This is a genomic window from Microbacterium sp. (assembly GCF_044508325.1).
GTDB lineage: Bacteria > Actinomycetota > Actinomycetes > Actinomycetales > Microbacteriaceae > Microbacterium.
In genome coordinates this window covers 72,536-90,046 of record NZ_JBIQHX010000003.1, presented here as the reverse complement: position 1 = coordinate 90,046, position 17,511 = coordinate 72,536, and the positions used below count along the sequence as shown (strand labels likewise).

Here is a 17,511-nt window from a genome sequence, read left to right as displayed (position 1 = left end):
GCGACCGCAGTCGTGCATCGCCGGCGGCAGGACAGGCATGATGGAGCCATGACGCCGGATGCAGCACCGAGGATCGTCGTCGTCGGCAGCATCAACGTCGACTACACGGCCCACGTGGAGCGGCTTCCCGCCGCGGGGGAGACGGTCGGCGGGGGCACGCTCGTGCGCATCGCCGGCGGCAAGGGGGCCAACCAGGCCGCCGCCGCCGCGCGGCTGGGTGCGGCGGTGCGGATGATCGGCGCGGTCGGCGACGACGCCGACGGACCATGGTCGCGGCAGCAGCTGCAGGCGGCAGGCGTCGATATCAGCGGGGTCCTCGACGCCGAGGCCCCGACCGGCGTCGCGCTCATCGGCGTCGATGCGCGCGGCGAGAACCAGATCATCGTCTGCCCCGGAGCGAACTGGCACATCGATCTGAGCGGGGCCGCGCTGTCCGCCGACGAGGCGGTGATCACCCAGCTCGAGCTGCCGCTCGAGACGGTCACCGCGCTCGCAGCGGCCCATCCCGGCTACCTCGCCGTGAACGCCTCGCCGGCACAGCTGCTTCCACCCGAACTGGTCGAACGCACTGACCTGTTCATCGTCAACGAGTCGGAGTACGCGCTGATGCCGCAGCTGCATCACGGCCGCCGGGTCGTCGTCACCTATGGCGCCGCCGGCGCGGCGCTGTTCACGGATGGAGTCGAGACGGCGCGGGCGGCCGGAAGGAAGGCCGATGTCGTGAGCACCGTCGGCGCGGGGGACGCCTTCTGCGCCGCCCTCGTGCTCGCGCTGCGCCGCGGGTTCGACGACCGCAGCGCGCTGGAGGTCGCCTGCGCCGTGGGCGCTGCGGCGGTGGAGCACGAGGCGAGCCAGCCGCCGTTCGAGGTGCTCGACGCCTATCTGGAGAAGGAGGGGCCGTGAGCGGCATCCCCGTCATCATCGACTGCGACCCGGGCCACGACGATGTCTTCGCCCTGTGGCTGGCCGCGGGCCACCCCGGCGTCGAGCTGCAGGCCGTCACCACCGTCGGCGGCAATGTGCCGCTGCGCCACACGGCGCGCAACGCCCGCATCGCGCTCACCGTCGCCGGCATCCAGGATGTGCCCGTGGCCGCCGGCGCCGATCGCCCCCTCGTGCGCGAGCTGCAGACGGCGGAGTGGATCCACGGCGAGAACGGGCTGGGCGGTCCGTCGCTGCCCGAGCCCACGGTGCCCCTCGACCCGCGCACGGCGACCGAGCTGATGGTCGATGTGCTGCAGGCATCCTCCGATCCGGTCACCATCATCGCCACCGGGCCGATCACCAACGTCGCGATCCTGCTGCGCGACCGTCCGGAGCAGGCGCGCCGCATCCGCGAGATCGTCTGGATGGGCGGGTCCACCGAGCGCGGCAACGTGACTCCGTACGCGGAGTTCAACGCCTGGGTCGACCCCGAGGCGCTGCGGCTGGTGCTGGACAGCGGGGTCCCGTTCACGATGGTGGGGCTCAACGTCACCCACACGGCCCTCGTCACCGCCGCCGTGCGCGAGCGACTCGCCGCGATCGGCACCGCGACCGCCGGGTTCGGCGACGAGCTGCTCGAGTTCTTCTGCCGCACCAACGACGAGGTGTTCGGGCTGCCGGACGGTCCGCTGCACGATCCCGTCGCCGTCGCCGCGGTCGCCGACCCGTCCCTGGTGACGCGCCGCCGCACGCGCATCGACGTCGAGCTGACCGGCACCGAGACCGCCGGGGCGACCAGCACCGACCTCGACGGCGTGCTCGGACGCGAGCCCAACGCGTGGGCGGCGATGACCCTCGACGTCGAGCGCTTCTGGTCGGCCATGGGCGACGCGATCGGCCGCCTGCGGTGACCGACCCCCGCGACCCGCGCCACCTCGCGCCCGACGCCCCGCTCCTGGACGCCTGGCTCCGCTTCACCGCCGCACAGGCGCGCGGCGAGGTCACCCCGTTCAGCGTGCCCGGGCACAAGCACCGCACCGATCTGGTCGGCGACGTGATCCGCGGCGATGTTCCGCTGTACGCGGGGCTCGCTCCCGTGAAGGAGACCCACGCGCTGCTCGCCGACGGCGAAGCACGGGCGGCCGCGGCGTGGGGTGTGGACTGGGCGCGTATGTCGGTGGGCGGCTCGACTCACGCGAACCAGGCCTCGATCCTCGCTCTGGGCGGCCCCGGCCGGCCGGTCGTCGTGTCACGGACGCTGCACCGCTCGGTGCTGCTGGGCATCGTCCTGGCGGGACTGCGACCGGTGTGGGTCCGGCCGGAGATCGATGCGGCCACCGGTCTGCCCGGCGGTGTGCCGGTCGCCGCGGTCGAGGCGGCGCTCGCCGCCCACCCGGATGCCTGCGGCGTCCTCGTCGGCGACCCGTCCTACGTGGGCACGATGTCGGACATCACGGGGCTGGCCGAGGCGGCGCACGCGGCGGGGGTCCCGCTGGTGGTGGATGCCGCCTGGTCGGCGTACCTCGGGTTCTCGTTGCGCGTTCCCGGGCATGCGCTGCAGCGCGGCGCCGACGCACTGGTGACCAGCGCGCACAAGGCGCTGCCGTCGTGGACGCAGGCGGCCCTGCTGCTGGCGCGCAGCACCCGCGACGGCGGGCTGCTCGACCCCGACCGGCTCGAGCGGGCCTTCGAGGCGACCCACACCACGAGCCCGGCGGGGGCGATCCTGGCGAGCACGGATGCTGCGCGCGCCCTGCTGCAGCGCGACGGCGAAGAGGTCGTGGGCCGCCTGGTGCGACTCGTCGACGGGGCGCGGAGCCGGCTGCGCGAGGTCGAGGGGATGTCGGTGCTCACCGACTCGGCGACGCTCGCCGTCGACCCGGCCAAGCTCGTGGTGCTCCTGGCCGGCACCGGCGCCCACGGCCATGCCGTGGAGCGTGACCTGCTGGCCGCTGGCATGCCGCTCGAGATGGCGGACCGCGATGTGCTGGTGCCCATGGTGACGATGGGCGACGACGAGGATTCGGTGGGCCGGCTCGTCGACGCGCTCGCCGCCGCCGTCGAGCGGCATCGCGGCGAGCCCCGCCGTGTGGAGCCGTCGCCGGCGTGGACCGTCGAGGCCGAGACCGCCGTCGACCCGCGTACGGCGTTCTTCGCCGCGCACGAGACCGTGGCAGCCGACGCCGCTGTCGGGCGCGTGTGCGCCGAGCTGATCGCGCCGTATCCGCCCGGGGTGCCCGTGCTGGCGCCCGGGGAGGTGGTCACCGTCGACGCGCTCGAGGCGCTGCGGGCCGTGCGGGCCGACGGCGGCCGCATCGCGTACGCCGCCGACCCGACCCTCGCGACCCTGCAGGTCGTCGACTGAACCGCTAGCACCTCACCGGCGCGGCGACAACCCCCGCGCCGCTTCGTCGTCGCGGTTCGTAGGGTGCCGGGAGAAGACGTGAGGAGACCCGTGATGAGCGATGTGAACGACCAGGATGCGGCGCAGCGGGAGTGGGAGTCGACCGAGTCGGCCGCCGATCCGTCCGACCCGACCACGGCCGCCGGGGCGCGGGAGGCATGGGACGAGGAGATCCCGCGCGAGGACCTTCCGACCGAGGCCATGCAGCCCGAGACGCAGGGCGACGACCCCGTCACCGCGGCGCTCGGCGAAGAGGGGCAGGGAGACCTCGCGCCCGAGGACGAGTGACGAGCATGGTGCTCATCGGATTCCACGCCTCGCACGAGCAGCTGGCTCCGTCGACGCTGCTGGAGGCCGTGCAGGGCGCCGAGCGAGCCGGCTTCGACGTGGCGATGTGCTCCGATCACTTCGCCCCGTGGGGGCTGGCGCAGGGGGAGTCGGGCTTCGCCTGGAGCTGGCTCGGCGCGGCGCTGGCGACGACCTCGCTGCGCTTGGGGGTCGTGACCGCTCCGGGCCAGCGGTACCACCCGGCCATCCTGGCGCAGGCGGCGGCGACCCTCGCGGAGATGTTCCCCGGCAGGTTCTGGGCGGCCCTGGGCAGCGGTGAGGCGATCAACGAGCACATCACGGGCACGGGCTGGCCCGGCAAGGCCTACCGCGAGCAGCGCCTGCGCGAGTCCGCCGACGTCATGCGGCGCCTGATCGCCGGCGAGACCGTCGATCACGACGATGCGGTGGTGGTCCACGCCGCGCGCGTCTGGTCGCGCCCGGCCGTCGCCCCGCCGCTGCTGGGTGCCGCCGTCAGCGCCGAGACGGCGCGCTGGGTCGCGGGCTGGGCGGACGGTCTCATCACGGTGGGGTCGGATCCGGAACAGGTGGCCCGCGTCGTCGGCGCCTACCGCGACGGAGGTGGTGACGGAGTGGTCGCGCTGCAGGTGCACCTCTGCCTCGCCGCCTCGCGCGCCGAGGGGCTCGCCATCGCAGCCGACCAGTGGCGCCACGCCACGACCCCGCCCGAGCGGATGTGGGACGTCGCCCAGCCCGAGGAGTTCGATCGACTGGCCGATCCCGGCGATCTGGCGACCCTGGAGCAGGCGGTGATCATCGAATCCGATGCCGTCCGCATGGCGGCCCGGCTCGCCGAGCTGGCGGAGGCCGCGGGCGCCGACGAGCTCTACCTGCACGAGGTGGACACCGATCAGGAGACGTTCCTGCGCCGTGCGGCCGACGAGCTCCTCCCGGCTCTGAAGGAGGCGACGTGAAGACGGCCGACACCGGCGATCTGTGGTGGAAGTCCGCGGTCTTCTACTGCCTGGACGTCGAGATGTTCCGCGACACCGACGGAAACGGGTGCGGCGATTTCGCGGGCCTCACCGACAGCATCGACTACCTCGCCGACCTGGGCGTGAACTGCGTGTGGCTGATGCCGTTCTACCCGAGTCCCGATCGTGACGACGGCTACGACATCATCGACTTCTACGGGGTCGATCGGCGCCTCGGCGATCACGGCGACGCCGCGGAGTTCGTCCGCACGGCGCGCAGCCGAGGCATCCGCGTCATCGTCGATCTCGTCGTCAACCACACCTCCGACCGGCACCCGTGGTTCCAGCAGGCGAAGCGGTCGCGCACGTCCCGGTATCGCGACTACTACATCTGGCGCGACAAGCGCCCGCCGAATTCCAAGAACAAGGTGTTCCCGGGCGAGGAGGAAAGCGTGTGGGAGTGGGAGCCTCGCACCCAGCAGTACTTCCAGCACACCTTCTACCGGCATCAGCCCGACCTCAACCTCGGCAACCCCGCCGTGCGCGACGAGATCGCCAAGATCATGGCGTTCTGGCTGACGCTCGGGGTCGCGGGGTTCCGCATCGACGCCGTCCCCTTCCTGCTCTCGCATCCCGGCGCACCCGACGCCTCACCCGATCCGCACGAGTTCGTGCGGGACGCCAAGCGGTTCACGCGGCGGCGATCCAGCGAAGCCCTGCTCATGGGGGAGGTCAACCTCCCGCATCGGCAGCAGATCGCGTTCTTCGGCGCCGACACCGACGAGCTGGACGCCCAGTTCGACTTCACGACCATGCAGGCCACCTTCCTGTCGTTCGTCCGCCAGGATGCGCGGCCGCTGCGCAAGGCCCTGCTCTCGCGGCCGGCCATGGAGGAGCCGGTGGGCTGGGTGAACTTCCTGCGCAACCACGATGAGCTGACGCTGGATCAGCTGTCGGAGGCGGAGCGGGAGGAGGTGTTCGCCGCGTACGCACCTGATCCCGACCAGCGGGCGTACGGCCGTGGCATCCTGCGTCGCCTGGCCCCGATCCTGGACGGCGATCCGCGTCGCCTCCGGCTCGCGTACAGTCTGCTCTTCTCACTGCCGGGGGCGCCGATGCTGTTCTACGGCGAAGAGATCGGCATGGGCGAGAATCCCGACATCCCCGGGCGCGGCGCGGTGCGCTCGCCCATGCAGTGGACGCCCGGCCGCAACGGCGGCTTCTCCTCCGCGCGGCCCTCACAGCTGCGGTCGCCGATGACCGCCGGCGGATACGGGCCGCAGCACGTCAACGCCCGGGCCGCAGCGCAGGATCCGGACTCCCTGTTCCACTTCGTCCGCACCCTCGCATACCGCTACCGCTCCACTCCGGAGATCGGGTGGGGCGAGCTCGAGGTGCTCGACACGGACGCGCGCGGAGTGCTCGTCCACCTGCTGTCGACCCCCTACGGCGCGTTCCTGGCCGAGCACAACCTCGCGGACGAGCCGGCGACGGTCACCGTCGAGCTTCCCCGGCGGCTGCGCGAGCTGACCCTGATCGACCTGCTCGGCCCCGAGCAGTTCACGCTCGGCGACGACCTTCGCCTGACGCTCGAGCTGCCGCCCTTCGGCTTCCGCTGGCTGCGCGCCGTTCAGGACGACGGGCCGCTGCCGTCGGGCATCTGATCCGCGCGACGCAGAGCTAGTGGCGATCACCACGGGAGTCAAGCCCCCTGCGCGTGAGAGCCCTCGTTGAGAGGCTCTCCCTGTGAGCATCGCACCACCTGTCGTTCCGTCCCTGGGGGTCTCGGTCTCCCCCCGCGGTCCCCTCAGCGCGGCCGTGCTCTCGGCCCTGGCCGACGCCGACGACGACGTGCGGCTGCTGCGCGCGGCGGACGCGGCCTGCGCACGGACCGCCGACAGCGCCCGGGCGATCGCGATGCGCTGACGCTGCCCGCCTGAGAACTCGTGCGGGTACAGCGGCATCGCCGATTCGTCGAGGGCAACCGACCGCAGCGCTTCGGCGATGCGATCACGGTGCTGCCGCACCCGGGCGCCGACGGGATCGATCGCCTCGGCGAGGGTCTGGCCGATCGTGCGCCGCGGGTCCAGCGACGAGTACGGATCCTGCGGGATGAGCTGGATGCGGCGCCGCACCCGGGCGCGGGCCCGGCGCCCCGCTCCGACCAGCTCCACGCCGTCGAAGCGGATCGAGCCGCTCTGGGCGCGGTGGATGCCGAGGATCGTCCGAGCGATCGTGGACTTGCCCGACCCCGACTCGCCGACCAGCCCGACCGTCGCGCCCCGCGGCGCCGCCAGGTCGACGCCGCCCAGCACCTGCGTCGAGCGCAGGCCGTGGCCGAGACTCACCACGAGCGACGACACCTCCAGCAGAGCGGTCATGACACGACCTCCTCGGTCTCAGCGGGCCCGGCGGGCGTGGTCCGCAGCGTGGGCGTCGCCGCCAGCAGCTCCTTGGTGTACGGGTGCGACACCTCGCGCGCGGCGAGCTGCGCCCCGGTGAGGTGCTCCACCACCTCGCCCTGCCGCAACAGCATCGCGGTGCCCTCCGCCTCGTTGATGCGCTTGAGCTGGCTGCAGGCCCTGCACCACGCCGGGCTGCGCGGACGTGAGGCGGTCATCTACTACCAGGTGTACGCGAACCTCATCCTCGGCGCCTCCCAGGGCCAGGCGGTGCGGCTCTCGTCCGCCGAGCGCGGCTACGCCTCAGAGGGCTGGGGTGCAGGTCTACACCCCGGCCGACCCGACGCAGTACCCGTACGCCGAAGCCGTCAAGACCGAGCTGCGCATCGTGGACTACGAGGAGGTCTTCGCGAAGCAGCTCGAGATGTACCTCGACGCGCTCGAGCTCGTCATCGCGCAGCGCCGGAAGGCTCCGGCGGAGGATCTCACCGCATCCGGACCGTGAGCACCTGCGCCGCGCTGCCGAACGGTCCGTCGGCATCGTGCAGGGTGCAGCGGGTGAGGCCGATGCCGCCGGCGCCGATCGTCGCCGTCTTGTCGAACCCGACCCAGCCCTCGCCGGGCGCGCGGAACAGATGCACGGTGAGATCGAGATTCGGGAAGTTCGCCGCGGAGGGCGGCACGAGCGGCACCATGCCGTTGGCGACGTCGATGACACGGAACGCCGCTGCGGTCGGGCTCACCGGTTCCCCCTCGACCAGCGGGGTGTCCGAGCGCAGCCAGAAGTGTCCGTGGCCGGGCGCGAGTTCGCGCAGGCGCGCGTGCAGGCTGTGCGCAAACGCACCCGACCATCCGGCCGCCGCATCGTGCTCGGGAAGCTGGTCCGGCGAAGGGATGGGCGTCAGCGGGGTTCCGGCGATGGATGCCGTGTCGTACTCCTGCTGCAGCCAGGCCCGGGCGAGCAGCACGTCGCGTCCGCCGTGGCGCATGGCGGCCTCGACCAGCTCGATGGTCCGACCAGGACGCCGCACCCGCACGTCCACTTCGACCTCGCCCACCGGAGCGGGACCCAGGATGTCGACGGATACCCGGGTGATCCTGGGGCGGTCGTCGCGGCGCTGGTCGCGGTCGGTCTCGATCGCGTGCACCAGCAGGCTCATGCCGGGAGCGACATGCATCTGTCCGGGGTCCCACGCTCCCTCCGTCATCGAGGTCGCGCGGAAGGACGTCGGGCTCAGGCGTTCGAAGAAGGCGGGCACACCGGCACCCTAGCCGCTACGCCCGCGGCGGGTTCGCCGGCAGCCACTCCTCGAGCCGGGTCGGGAAGAGCTGCGCGCCCTCGAGCGGCACCAGGGTGCGCTCGGCGATGCGGGCGCCGTAGTACGGTGCGTCGTCGTCGCGCACCACTGTGCGCGGATCGCCACGGAAGGCGAGCCCCCTGCGCACGAACTCGTCGAGCCCGAACGCCTCCGGCCCGGCGATCTCGATGTCGCCGGCGGGCGCACCGGCGGCCGCGCGCGCCACGGCGGTCGCGACATCCTCCGCTGCGATCGGCTGCACCAGCCCGCCCGGAAGGCGGACGGTCTGGCCATCGGTCGAGCTGTCGGCGATGCTGCCCAGGAACTCGAAGAACTGGGTCGCGTGCACCAGGGTGAAGGGCGTGCCCGACGAGCGGATGAGCTGCTCCTGCGCGGCCTTCGCGGCGAAGTACGGGATCTCCTGCGGCCGGTTCGTGCCGACGATGGTGAGGGCGACGTGGTGCGTCACCCCGGCATCCTTCTCGGCGGCGAGCAGATTGGTCGTCGAGGTCCGGAAGAATTCCCGCACATCGTCCGGGGCGAAGGACGGCGAGTTCGAGACATCCACGACCGTGTCGACCTGCGCGAGCACCTCTGCCAGACCCTCGCCGGTCACCGTGTTCACCCCCGTCGCCGGCGATGCGGCGATCGCCGTGTGCCCGTGCTCGGTGAGCTTGCGCACCACTTTCGAGCCGATGAGTCCTGTTCCCCCGACGACCACGATCTTCGCCATGATCCTGCCTTCCTCTCGAGGCACCCGTTCGGCGCCCTCACAGCTTTGACCGCGCCGCCTGCCGCCCTGTGACGTCAGCGGGAATCCCAGTGCCCGAGCTTGTCCGGGTTGACGACGGCCCAGAGCTCCCCGATGCGCCCGCGCCGCGGCCTCGCGCCGAGCACGGCGACGACGCGCCCGCGGGAGCGGATGACGACGCCGGGGGCGCCGTTGACCTCGGCGGCGGACGACTGCGGCTCGGCGAAGCGGGCGAGCAGGTCGCGCAGCGCGTTGCGGACGGGCACGCGTCCTGTCACGATCCCCGACGGCAAGGATGCCGCCCCGCCCGAATCCACCGTCAGCCGGACGCGCCGATCCAGGACGTCATCGATGCCGGCTGCACCGCGCAGCGCCGCGATCAGCTCCGCGACCGCGCGGCGCGCCGCTGCGGACGCCTCTTCCGAGGAGGGTGTTCGCAACGGGATGGATCGTCGCCACGGGATCATGCTCCATCCGTCGCCGTCAACGCGCAGCCGATGCGCATGCCGACCCGCCCTTCCGCGCGCCCGCGCGCGCCCTGAAGGGATGACCGGACAGCGTGCGGGTCTGTGACGTCAGGAAGCCGACCCCGCCCGCGCGGAGATGGCCCGCAGCACTTCCAGCGCGGCATCCGCTCGCTCCGGAGTGAACCCGAAGGTCTCGGTGATGACCTGGTAGACGCCGGGCGCGTGCGCGCGGAGGGCGTCGCCGGCGGGGGTCAGCGAGACGATGACGCTGCGCTCGTCGTCGGGGTTGCGGGTGCGGACCACCAGGCCCTGCTTCTCCATGCGCTTGACCAGCGGCGTGATCGTGCCGTAGTCGGACTGCAGGCCGGTGACGAGGTCGCCCACGGGCTGGTCGCCGTGCTGCCACAGCATCGCCAGCACGAGGTACTGGGGGTACGACAGGCCCAGCGGTTCGAGCAGCGGCCGGTACACAGCCGTGACGGCGCGGAAGGCCGCGTGCAGGTTGAAGCACACCATGTCGTCGAGTGCGACGACGGGAGGGGCGGATGACTCGGCCACGCTCCGACCGTAACACGGAAAGCTCGTAGGCGATCTCCTCGTACGCGATTGCGTCATGCCATGACGGCGGACTCCGGCACCGGGGACGGATCGGGTGCGATCGCACTCAGCTTGTCCGGGCTCATCACCCACATGACGTGCGAGACCGCACCGGCGTGCACCTCGATCGTGATCAGCGCGAAGACGCGGCCCTCGCGGGCCAGGAGCGCACCGGCACGGCCGTTGGCCTCGACGGGACGCACCTCGACGTCGCTCCAGAACCATCGCGAGACCCCGTGCAGGAACCGCACCAGCTTCTCGCGCCCGCGGATGGGCCGCCGCGCCGTGCGTCGCACCACGCCGCCGCCGTCGGTGACGCTGACGGCGTCCGCGGCGAGCAGCGATTCGAGCGCTGCGGTGTCACCCGAGCGCGCCGCCCGCAGGAACACGCGGAAGAAGCCGCGGTGCGCCTCGCGGTCGGGTGTTCGCATCCGCTCACCGGACAGGTGGCGTCTGGCCCGGCTGACCAGCTGCCGGGCGGCCTGCTCGGTCGTCTCGATGACCTCGGCGATGCGCGAGTACGGGTAGTCGAAGGCCGCGCGCAACACGAACGCGGCGCGCTCGAGGGGCGTCAGCCGCTCCATGAGCATGAGCGTCGCCAGGTGCAGCGCCTCGTCCCGCTCGGCGCCCAGCGCAGGGTCCGCACCGGTGTCGACGGGGCTGGGCAGCCATGGTCCGATGTACGTCTCGCGTCGGACGCGCGCGCTGTGCAGCACGTTGATCGCGAGGTGAGTGGTCGTGGTGGCGAGGAAGGCCGCCGGCTCGCGCACTGCGGTGCGGTCGCACAGCTGCCACCGGACCCACGCCTCCTGCAGGACGTCCTCGGCCTCCGCGGCGCTCCCGAGGATGCGGTACGCGATGCCGAAGAGCACCGGTCTGGCGTGCGTGAAGGCCGCGAGGGCCTCGTCGGATCGAGCGGTGTCCGGTTCCGGTTCCATGTCAGCTCCCGCTGGTTCGCGTCCCCCTGGGCGTGACATTACCTTGTATACGATCAAATAGGAAGCACTATTTCTGCGGGATTCCGATCCAGTCGCGGAAGCGGGTCGGAGCAACGGCCGCGCCGGGACCGGGCAGCAGGTCTGTGCGAGAGAGGCGGGCGCCGAAATAGGTGCCGAGCGGGTCGGGCACGACGTCGCGGTCGTCGTGCCGCGCGTGCAGCTCGATCCGGGCGAGATCGCCCAACTCGAAGATCTCGGGTCCGGCGATCTCGCGCATGCGCCCGGTCGGTGGCCCGAGGGCGGTGCGCACCAGAGCCGCGGCGACATCGTCGCCCGCGATCGGGCGGATCAGCACATCGGCGACGCGTGTGGTGCCGCTGTGCATGGCGGCATCGGTGATGTGCCGCACGAACTCGAAGAACTGCGTCGCGTGGACGAGCGAGAATGGCCGGCCGGATGTCGTGATGAGCCGCTCCTGCTCGGCCTTCGCGATGAAGTAGCCGCCCTGTGCGCGGGCGAGCCGATCGGTGCCGACCACAGACAGGGCGATGTGGTGGGCGACGCCCAGCGCCGCACCGTACGTGATGAGATTCAGCGTCGCGGCGTAGAAGTACTCGCGCGCCGCCGCCTCATCGACATACGACGAATTCGACACGTCGATGACCGCGTCCGCGCCGGCGAGGGCCGCTGCCAGACCCTCGCCGGTGTAGGCATCGACACCTGTCGAGCGCGCGGCGACCACCGCCTCATGTCCGTTCCGCTGCAGCCGGTCGACCACCTTCGAGCCGATCAATCCTGTGCCGCCGACGACTGTGATACGCATGTCGGCCTCCTCCGTCCTGCGCCCGCGGAATGCGGGCGTCACATGTGCAGACCGCGCAGGCCGCGTCGCTGTGACGATCCCGGCCGAAATCGGGTGCGGCGTCACACGGCCGCACCGGCCGCGGTCATCCCTGCAGAGCCGGCGCCCCTGCCGGCAGGGCGGCATCCGCCCGAACGATCGACAGGAGAAGGATCATGCCCAAGCCCACCATCGCCCTCGTCCATGGCGCGTTCGCCGAGTCGGCATCATGGAACGGCGTCATCGCCCGGCTGCAGGAGAAGGGTGTGACCGCGGTCGCCGTTGCGAACCCGCTGCGCAGCCTCGCCGGCGACGCCGCGTACGTGCGCGACGTGCTCTCCGGCATCGAGGGGCCCGTCGTGCTCGTCGGCCATTCCTACGGCGGGATGGTCATCACCGAGGCCGCCGCCGAGAACCCGGCCGTGGTCGGGCTCGTGTACGTGTCCGCATTCGCACCCGACACCGGCGAGAGTGCGTTCCAGCTCTCCACCAGCGCCCCCGGAAGCACTCTCGGCGAGGCCCTGGTCGCGTACCCGGTCAGCACCGGGGGCAATGAGTTCGCGATCCGCCAGGACGTGTTCGCACACCAGTTCGCCGCCGACGTTCCCGAGGCGCAGGCCCGCGTCATGGGCGCGACGCAGCGTCCGGTCACCGAGGCTGCGCTGTCCGAGGGACTGCCCACCGCCCGGCCGGCCTGGAAGGACACCCCGTCCTGGCACGTGTTCGGCGAGCTCGACCTCAACATCCCGGCCGCGGTGCTGCGCGCGGGGGCCGAGCGCGCGGGCGCTCAGACGGTGCGTGAGATCGCCGGCGCATCGCACGCCATCAGCGTCTCGCACCCGGACGAGGTTGTCGCCACGATCGCGGCGGCCGGCAGGGCGTACGTCGAGTCGCTCACCCGAACGGCCGCCTGAACGGACCCGGGCGACGCTCCGGGTCCCGGAGCGTCGCCCTCCGGCCGGCGCGGGGGCGCCGGACCCCTAGACTTCACGCCATGGCGGCGACGGAGCGCGAGTACACCGACAAGCACGGCATCACGATCGTCTACGACGTGCATCCTGGGGCGGGAACCGCGCGCGCAGTGGTCCAGCTGCTCCATGGCGTCGGCGAGCACGCGGGCCGGTACGGCACCGTCGTCGACGCTCTGACCGGCGCCGGGTTCACGGTGTATGCGGCCGATCACCGCGGCCACGGCCGGACCGGGATGCGCCACCACGGCTCAGCCGACCGGCTCGGGACGCTCGGGGTCGGCGGGCACCGCGCCGCCGTCGATGCGGTGTGGCAGCTGACGACCCTCATCCGCGACGAGAATCCGGGTCTGCCGCTGGTCCTGCTGGGCCACTCGTGGGGCTCGTTCCTGGCGCAGATCGTGCTCAACGATCACCCCGAGGCCTACGACGCGCTGGTGCTCAGCGGCTCGGCGCTGCGGTGGCCGGGGTCGCTCAACGCCGGCGACCTCAACGCGCCCTGGAAGGGCCCCGATGCCATGGGCACCGAATGGCTCGCGTCCGACCTGTCCGTCGGACGTGCGTTCCTCGACGACCCGCTGACGACCGAGACGCCCCTGCTGAAGCTGTTCGGCCCCCTCAACGCGGCGCAGCTCTACGGCAGGCCGCGTCGCAATCTGGGACGCGACATCCCGGTCCTGCTCATGGTGGGACGCGACGACACCGTGGGCGGGCCGCGCAGCGTGCACCGGCTGGCCGACGCTTACCGCAGCCGGTCAGGACTGACCGATGTCACGACCCTCGTGTACCCGGATGTGCGCCACGAGATCTTCAACGACGTGTCGCAGGCCGAGGTGCGTGCGGATCTGCTGGCGTGGCTCGCCGCGCGCTTTCCGGCGCGCGACTGACCCCGCCCGTGGCTCAGCCGCGCGCGCGACGCGGCCCCCGCGGTCGCCCGCCGCGGCCGCGGAGGTCGGCGACGGTGGCGCCGATGGTGGGGCGGCCGGACGCGGTCGCCCCCCCCTGCGGCTGCGCCGGCTGGTGCCGGCTCGTCTGGGGCTGGTGCTGGGCGCTGCGGGCCTTGGGTCGGCCCGCGGCATCCCGTCGTCCGCCTGACCGGCTGCCGCCCGGCTTCTTCGTCCGCTGCTGGGGCGCTGGGGCCGGGGCGGGCGCGACGTGCGGCGCGGGCTCACCGACGAGCGTCGCGACCTGGGTGTCGTGCGCGCGCACGGGCTCGAGCGCCGCGGTGACCCGGGCCTTGCGCAGGAGGTCCTTGACCTCGTTGCGCTGCGCGTCGAGGGCGACGGTGACCACCACGCCTTCGGCACCGGCTCGGGCGGTGCGCCCCGAGCGATGCAGGTACGCCTTGTGCTCGACGGGCGGGTCGACGTGGACGACGAGCTCGACGTCGTCGACGTGCACGCCGCGCGCGGCGACATCCGTCGCGACGAGCACGCGGACGCCGCCGGCGTCGGGGGCCGCGCCGAAGGCCGCGAGGTTGCGCTCGCGGGCGTTCTGCGACAGGTTGCCGTGCAGGTCGACGGCCGGGATGCCGGCGGCCGTCAGCTGCTTCGCGAGCTTCTTGGCCTGGTGCTTGGTGCGGGTGAAGAGGATGCGACGGCCGCGTCCCGACGCGAGGTGGCGCACGAGCGCGGTCTTGTCCTCGGCTCCGGGGACGACGAAGACCCGGTGCGTCATGACGCCCTGGGGCACGCTGGACTCGTCGACGGAGTGGCGCACCTCGTCGCGCAGGAACCTGCGCACCAGTGCGTCGACGCCGCGGTCGAGGGTCGCGCTGAACAGCAGGCGCTGGCCGCCCTGCGGGGTGGCCGCGAGGATGCGGGTCACTCCGGGCAGGAAGCCGAGGTCGGCCATGTGGTCGGCTTCGTCGAGCACGCTGATCTCGACCGCGCCGAGATCGACGATCTTCTGCTTCATGAGGTCTTCGAGGCGGCCGGGGCATGCCACGACGATGTCGACGCCGGCGCGCAGCGCCTGCTCCTGCGGCCGCTGGCTGACCCCGCCGAACACGGTGGTGACGCGCAGGCCCGCGGCATCCGCCAGCGGAGCGAGTGTTGCCGCGATCTGCGTCGCCAGTTCGCGCGTCGGTGCCAGGACCAGCCCGCGGGGGCGGCCTGGCGTGCGGCGCGCCGCGCCGGATCCGGAAAGGCGCGCCACCATCGGCAGCGCGAACGCGATCGTCTTGCCGCTGCCGGTGCGGCCGCGGCCGAGCACGTCTCGACCGGCGAGCGAGTCGGGCAGCGTGTCGCGCTGGATGGGGAACGGATCGGTCTTGCCGTCGGCGGCGAGCACCGCGGCGAGCTTCTCGGGCACGCCGAGAGAGAGGAAGGAGGACATGGGGATGCTTTCGGGTAGCGCATGCGCGCAGGTGAGTGCGGCGGTGCGAGAAGGTGGCGACGGCGCGGGATCGCGCATCGGTTCGCCGCTCGACCCTTCGACGGGCTCAGGGACCGCACCGAGACGGGCTCAGGGACCGCCTTCGGCGGGACCGCCCTTCGGCGGGCTCAGGAGCCGGCCTTTCGGTGAAGCGTATCGACGACGCAGCGGCGAATGCCGCCTCGCAACCATAGCAGGCGATCCGGGCCGTCGGCTGTGAAGGGCGTCCTAGGCTGAGGGCATGCACGGCGAGTACAAGGTCCCCGGCGGCAAGCTCGTGGTCGTCGATCTCGAGGAGCGCGACGGCCGCATCGCCGACTTCCACCTGGCCGGGGACTTCTTCCTCGAACCGGACGAGGCGCTGGAGGCGATCGACGCCGCGGTGAACGGCCTGCCCGTGGAGACGGACGCCGCCGGCATCGCCGCCGCGATCCGCACGGCGCTGGACTCCGCCTTCCCGGACGCCCAGCTGCTCGGCTTCACACCGGAGTCCGTCGGCACGGCCGTGCGGCGAGCCCTGGTCACGGCGCCCGGGTTCACCGACTTCGACTGGGAGATCGTGCACGAGCCCGCCGTCTCGCCGCACCTGAACCTCGCCCTCGACGAGGTGCTCACCACGCGGGTGGGTGCAGGGCTGCGCAACCCGACGCTGCGGCTGTGGGAATGGGATCAGTCCGCGGTTGTGATCGGGTCGTTCCAGTCCCTCCGCAACGAGGTCGATCCGCAGAGCGCCGCCCTGCACGGGTTCGACATCGTCCGTCGCATCTCGGGCGGCGGCGCCATGATGATGGCCGCGGGGCAGATCATCACGTATTCGCTGTATGTGCCGGCATCCCTCGTCGCCGGGATGACGTTCGCCGACTCGTACGCCTTCCTCGATGACTGGGTGCTCCAGGCGCTGCGCTCGCTCGGCATCGAGGCCACCTATCAGCCGCTCAACGACATCGCATCCCCGCACGGCAAGATCGGCGGCGCCGCACAGAAGCGGCTCGCGGGAGGCGGCGTGCTGCATCACGCCACGCTCAGCTACGACATGGACGGCCAGGTGCTCACCGAGGTGCTGCGGATCGGCCGCGAGAAGCTCAGCGACAAGGGCACGACCTCGGCTGCCAAGCGCGTCGACCCGCTGCGCAGCCAGACCGGCCTCTCGCGGGAGGAGATCATCGCCCGCATGAAGGAGACGTTCACGCGACTCTACGGGGCGACCGAAGGGCATATCACGCCAGAGGAATATGCCGAGGCAGAGGCGCTCGTGCGCGACAAGTTCGCCACCCACGCGTGGCTGCACCGCATCCCATGACGGGCGCGGACGCCCCGTCGCCCGGGTCGGTCACGATCCACGAGGGCGACAACCTCGACGTGATCGCCGGGTTCGCCGACGCGTCGTTCACCCTCATCTACCTCGACCCGCCGTTCAACACCGGGCGCACGCAGACGCGGACGGTCGAGACCGCGCGCACAATTCAGTCTGCCCACCGACCGGGTGCGCGCCCGGCCGCGCCATCCCGCGCACCGGCGAGCCCGCCCGCCCGGCGCGGACTGAGTTCCGAACGCGAGCCGACCTCGCCGGGCGGCGGCGAGCTCATCGTGCGGCGTGGCTTCCACGGGCGCGAGTACGAGCGCCTGCGCGGCGACCTGCGCGCATACGACGACCGGTTCGACAACTACTGGGGCTTCCTCGAGCCGCGGCTGGCCGAGGCCTGGCGGCTGCTCGCTGACGACGGCACGCTGTACCTGCACCTGGACTACCGCGAGGCGCACTACGCCAAGGTGATGCTGGACGCCCTGTTCGGGCGCGACCGGTTCCTCAACGAGCTCATCTGGGCCTACGACTACGGCGGCAAGACGCAGAAGCGCTGGCCGACCAAGCACGACACGATCCTCGTGTACGTGAAAGACCCGGCGCGATACTTCTTCGACTCGGCCACCGTCGACCGCGAGCCCTACATGGCGCCCGGGCTGGTCCCGCCCGAGAAGGCGGCGCGCGGCAAGCTGCCCACCGACGTCTGGTGGCACACGATCGTGCCCACGACCGGGCGCGAGAAGACGGGCTATCCGACGCAGAAGCCCGAGGGCATCCTGCGGCGCATCGTGCAGGCCTCCTCGCGCCCGGGCGACCGGGTGCTCGACTTCTTCGCCGGCAGCGGCACGACCGGCGCGGTCGCCTCGGCGCTGGGCCGCGAGGCGGTGCTCGTCGACGTGAATCCGGAGGCGATCTCCGTGATGCGCCGGCGGATGCCGCACGCCGCGGTCGCGCCGTCAGGCTAGGCGGCCCCGGCGACG

20 protein-coding genes and 1 pseudogene are annotated in these 17,511 nt (G+C 72.2%); 12 read left to right on the top strand and 9 right to left on the bottom strand.

Translation table 11 applies throughout. From position 1 onward, the window contains the following. Positions 1 to 48: 48 nt before the first annotated feature. The 7 genes from ACIWQI_RS03390 to ACIWQI_RS03360 all read left to right on the top strand — a co-directional run bounded on the left by ACIWQI_RS03390 (position 49) and on the right by ACIWQI_RS03360 (position 6,516). Complete coding sequence (locus ACIWQI_RS03390; RefSeq protein ID WP_396655688.1) at positions 49 to 903, top strand: PfkB family carbohydrate kinase; 855 nt, start codon at positions 49 to 51, stop codon at positions 901 to 903. Further along, entirely contained in the window at positions 900 to 1,835 is a 936-nt protein-coding gene (locus tag ACIWQI_RS03385; RefSeq protein ID WP_396655687.1) for a nucleoside hydrolase, read from the top strand. Before ACIWQI_RS03390 ends, ACIWQI_RS03385 begins: the two co-directional genes overlap by 4 nt. Further along, positions 1,832 to 3,289, top strand: a complete 1,458-nt coding sequence (locus ACIWQI_RS03380; RefSeq protein WP_396655686.1) for an aminotransferase class I/II-fold pyridoxal phosphate-dependent enzyme — start codon at positions 1,832 to 1,834, stop codon at positions 3,287 to 3,289. The genes ACIWQI_RS03385 and ACIWQI_RS03380 overlap by 4 nt, the downstream gene beginning before the upstream one ends. Before the next feature lie 93 nt (positions 3,290 to 3,382). After that, a complete protein-coding gene (locus ACIWQI_RS03375; protein ID WP_396655685.1) occupies positions 3,383 to 3,616 on the top strand; it encodes a hypothetical protein in 234 nt (77 codons plus the stop codon). 5 nt (positions 3,617 to 3,621) lie between these two features. Then, positions 3,622 to 4,590 (top strand): TIGR03885 family FMN-dependent LLM class oxidoreductase, encoded by a 969-nt coding sequence (locus ACIWQI_RS03370; RefSeq protein WP_396655684.1) that lies wholly within the window; start codon positions 3,622 to 3,624, stop codon positions 4,588 to 4,590. Next, on the top strand, positions 4,587 to 6,254 hold the full coding sequence (locus tag ACIWQI_RS03365; protein ID WP_396655683.1) for an alpha-amylase family protein: 1,668 nt from the start codon (positions 4,587 to 4,589) through the stop codon (positions 6,252 to 6,254). The genes ACIWQI_RS03370 and ACIWQI_RS03365 overlap by 4 nt, the downstream gene beginning before the upstream one ends. A gap of 82 nt (positions 6,255 to 6,336) precedes the next feature. After that, complete coding sequence (locus ACIWQI_RS03360) at positions 6,337 to 6,516, top strand: hypothetical protein (RefSeq protein ID WP_396655881.1); 180 nt, start codon at positions 6,337 to 6,339, stop codon at positions 6,514 to 6,516. Positions 6,517 to 6,545: 29 nt separating this feature from the next. Here ACIWQI_RS03360 and ACIWQI_RS03355 read toward each other — a convergent pair. Together ACIWQI_RS03355 and ACIWQI_RS03350 are read right to left on the bottom strand one after the other, a co-directional pair. Continuing rightward, a pseudogene (locus ACIWQI_RS03355) lies at positions 6,546 to 6,971 on the bottom strand (ATP-binding cassette domain-containing protein); the annotation flags it as partial. Then, complete coding sequence (locus ACIWQI_RS03350) at positions 6,968 to 7,210, bottom strand: hypothetical protein (RefSeq protein ID WP_396655682.1); 243 nt, start codon at positions 7,208 to 7,210, stop codon at positions 6,968 to 6,970. The gene ACIWQI_RS03350 and the pseudogene ACIWQI_RS03355, both read right to left, overlap by 4 nt. 98 nt (positions 7,211 to 7,308) lie before the next feature. Here ACIWQI_RS03350 and ACIWQI_RS03345 point away from each other — a divergent pair, with 98 nt between their 5' ends. Continuing rightward, complete coding sequence (locus tag ACIWQI_RS03345) at positions 7,309 to 7,497, top strand: hypothetical protein (protein ID WP_396655681.1); 189 nt, start codon at positions 7,309 to 7,311, stop codon at positions 7,495 to 7,497. On the opposite strand, the gene ACIWQI_RS03340 is transcribed toward ACIWQI_RS03345, so the two are convergent. The 6 genes from ACIWQI_RS03340 to ACIWQI_RS03315 all read right to left on the bottom strand — a co-directional run bounded on the left by ACIWQI_RS03340 (position 7,478) and on the right by ACIWQI_RS03315 (position 11,866). Beyond that, positions 7,478 to 8,251 carry a thioesterase family protein gene (locus tag ACIWQI_RS03340; RefSeq protein ID WP_396655680.1) on the bottom strand — a complete coding sequence of 258 codons (774 nt, stop codon included), beginning with the start codon at positions 8,249 to 8,251 and terminating at the stop codon, positions 7,478 to 7,480. The two genes, ACIWQI_RS03345 and ACIWQI_RS03340, sit on opposite strands and share 20 nt — an antisense overlap. Positions 8,252 to 8,267: 16 nt before the next feature. Next, the gene (locus ACIWQI_RS03335; protein ID WP_396655679.1) at positions 8,268 to 9,023 is read right to left on the bottom strand and encodes an SDR family oxidoreductase; all 756 of its coding nucleotides are present in this window, start codon (positions 9,021 to 9,023) and stop codon (positions 8,268 to 8,270) included. A 74-nt stretch (positions 9,024 to 9,097) separates the two neighbouring features. After that, complete coding sequence (locus tag ACIWQI_RS03330; RefSeq protein WP_396655678.1) at positions 9,098 to 9,481, bottom strand: hypothetical protein; 384 nt, start codon at positions 9,479 to 9,481, stop codon at positions 9,098 to 9,100. Positions 9,482 to 9,616: 135 nt separating this feature from the next. Then, positions 9,617 to 10,066 (bottom strand): MarR family winged helix-turn-helix transcriptional regulator, encoded by a 450-nt coding sequence (locus ACIWQI_RS03325; protein WP_396655677.1) that lies wholly within the window; start codon positions 10,064 to 10,066, stop codon positions 9,617 to 9,619. A gap of 53 nt (positions 10,067 to 10,119) precedes the next feature. Beyond that, complete coding sequence (gene sigJ / locus ACIWQI_RS03320; RefSeq protein ID WP_396655676.1) at positions 10,120 to 11,043, bottom strand: RNA polymerase sigma factor SigJ; 924 nt, start codon at positions 11,041 to 11,043, stop codon at positions 10,120 to 10,122. A gap of 67 nt (positions 11,044 to 11,110) precedes the next feature. After that, entirely contained in the window at positions 11,111 to 11,866 is a 756-nt protein-coding gene (locus tag ACIWQI_RS03315) for an SDR family oxidoreductase (protein WP_396655675.1), read from the bottom strand. A 194-nt stretch (positions 11,867 to 12,060) separates the two neighbouring features. Here ACIWQI_RS03315 and ACIWQI_RS03310 point away from each other — a divergent pair, with 194 nt between their 5' ends. Together ACIWQI_RS03310 and ACIWQI_RS03305 are read left to right on the top strand one after the other, a co-directional pair. Continuing rightward, on the top strand, positions 12,061 to 12,798 hold the full coding sequence (locus ACIWQI_RS03310) for an alpha/beta fold hydrolase (protein ID WP_396655674.1): 738 nt from the start codon (positions 12,061 to 12,063) through the stop codon (positions 12,796 to 12,798). A gap of 80 nt (positions 12,799 to 12,878) precedes the next feature. Continuing rightward, positions 12,879 to 13,739: an alpha/beta hydrolase gene (locus ACIWQI_RS03305; protein ID WP_396655673.1), complete on the top strand. Its 861-nt coding sequence runs from the start codon at positions 12,879 to 12,881 to the stop codon at positions 13,737 to 13,739. A 13-nt stretch (positions 13,740 to 13,752) separates the two neighbouring features. On the opposite strand, the gene ACIWQI_RS03300 is transcribed toward ACIWQI_RS03305, so the two are convergent. After that, positions 13,753 to 15,189, bottom strand: coding sequence for a DEAD/DEAH box helicase (locus ACIWQI_RS03300; RefSeq protein WP_396655672.1), 1,437 nt, complete (start codon positions 15,187 to 15,189; stop codon positions 13,753 to 13,755). A gap of 280 nt (positions 15,190 to 15,469) precedes the next feature. On the opposite strand from ACIWQI_RS03300, the gene ACIWQI_RS03295 reads away from it, so the two are divergent. Both ACIWQI_RS03295 and ACIWQI_RS03290 read left to right on the top strand, forming a co-directional pair. After that, positions 15,470 to 16,528 carry a biotin/lipoate A/B protein ligase family protein gene (locus ACIWQI_RS03295; protein ID WP_396655671.1) on the top strand — a complete coding sequence of 353 codons (1,059 nt, stop codon included), beginning with the start codon at positions 15,470 to 15,472 and terminating at the stop codon, positions 16,526 to 16,528. Beyond that, the gene (locus tag ACIWQI_RS03290) at positions 16,525 to 17,496 is read left to right on the top strand and encodes a DNA-methyltransferase (RefSeq protein ID WP_396655878.1); all 972 of its coding nucleotides are present in this window, start codon (positions 16,525 to 16,527) and stop codon (positions 17,494 to 17,496) included. The genes ACIWQI_RS03295 and ACIWQI_RS03290 overlap by 4 nt, the downstream gene beginning before the upstream one ends. Positions 17,497 to 17,511 lie beyond the last annotated feature (15 nt).

Coding starts and splice junctions, on each gene's coding strand:
- ACIWQI_RS03390 (WP_396655688.1), top strand. CDS start 49: ATGACGCCGGATGCAGCACCGAGGATCGTCGTCGTCGGCAGCATCAAC.
- ACIWQI_RS03375 (WP_396655685.1), top strand. CDS start 3,383: ATGAGCGATGTGAACGACCAGGATGCGGCGCAGCGGGAGTGGGAGTCG.
- ACIWQI_RS03370 (WP_396655684.1), top strand. CDS start 3,622: ATGGTGCTCATCGGATTCCACGCCTCGCACGAGCAGCTGGCTCCGTCG.
- ACIWQI_RS03350 (WP_396655682.1), bottom strand. CDS start 7,210: ATGACCGCCTCACGTCCGCGCAGCCCGGCGTGGTGCAGGGCCTGCAGC.
- ACIWQI_RS03335 (WP_396655679.1), bottom strand. CDS start 9,023: ATGGCGAAGATCGTGGTCGTCGGGGGAACAGGACTCATCGGCTCGAAA.
- sigJ (WP_396655676.1), bottom strand. CDS start 11,043: ATGGAACCGGAACCGGACACCGCTCGATCCGACGAGGCCCTCGCGGCC.
- ACIWQI_RS03315 (WP_396655675.1), bottom strand. CDS start 11,866: ATGCGTATCACAGTCGTCGGCGGCACAGGATTGATCGGCTCGAAGGTG.
- ACIWQI_RS03310 (WP_396655674.1), top strand. CDS start 12,061: ATGCCCAAGCCCACCATCGCCCTCGTCCATGGCGCGTTCGCCGAGTCG.
- ACIWQI_RS03305 (WP_396655673.1), top strand. CDS start 12,879: ATGGCGGCGACGGAGCGCGAGTACACCGACAAGCACGGCATCACGATC.
- ACIWQI_RS03300 (WP_396655672.1), bottom strand. CDS start 15,189: ATGTCCTCCTTCCTCTCTCTCGGCGTGCCCGAGAAGCTCGCCGCGGTG.
- ACIWQI_RS03295 (WP_396655671.1), top strand. CDS start 15,470: ATGCACGGCGAGTACAAGGTCCCCGGCGGCAAGCTCGTGGTCGTCGAT.
- ACIWQI_RS03290 (WP_396655878.1), top strand. CDS start 16,525: ATGACGGGCGCGGACGCCCCGTCGCCCGGGTCGGTCACGATCCACGAG.